The 599-nt window shown below is 61.4% G+C and carries 1 pseudogene; it reads right to left on the bottom strand.

What is annotated here, in order from left to right:
• Positions 1-599 (bottom strand): annotated as a pseudogene (locus BK660_RS30060) (aldehyde oxidase); the annotation flags it as partial.

Genomic DNA, 599 nt, shown 5'->3' with positions numbered 1-599 from the left:
GGTGATGCAGTTCGGTTCCAGCGGGTTTTGCACTTTGTAGGGCATGGTGTAATCGGCTTCGTTCAGCTGCGCCGAACCGGTCCATTGCCCGGCGACATAACCTTGGGTCATGGCGTTGACGGTTTGAGCTTTTGGATCGCCGATGGCTTTAGCCTGCGCGCTGGCCAGTTGCTCGCTGTCGAACCCGGCCAGCGGCGAATCACTCCATTTGATCTCCAGCACTTGGCGGCCCTGCTGCGCGGCCCAGAAGGTATCCGCCAATACGGCGACACCTTCCATGTTGCCGCCCAGCACATCCGGACGCCCCGGAATCGCCAGCACTTTGCGCACACCCGGCACCTTTAGCGCCGCTGCAGAATTGACGCTGAGCACTTTCGCTCCGACCACCGGCGCACGCTGAATCACCGCCACCAGCATGTCCGGCAATTGCACGTCGATGCTGTACTTGAAGCGCCCACACACCTTGGCTGCCGCATCGCGCTTGTGGCGCAGTTTGCCGATGTATTTGAACTGCGCCGGATGCTTCAGCGTGACGTTGGTCGGCGCCGGCAGATTCGGGGCAACGCCGACCAGTTCGCCATAACCGAGGCTGCGTTTAC

The sequence above is a fragment of the Pseudomonas brassicacearum genome, from assembly GCF_003732265.1.
GTDB lineage: Bacteria > Pseudomonadota > Gammaproteobacteria > Pseudomonadales > Pseudomonadaceae > Aquipseudomonas > Aquipseudomonas brassicacearum_D.
This window is presented reverse-complemented; position numbering and strand designations above follow the sequence as displayed.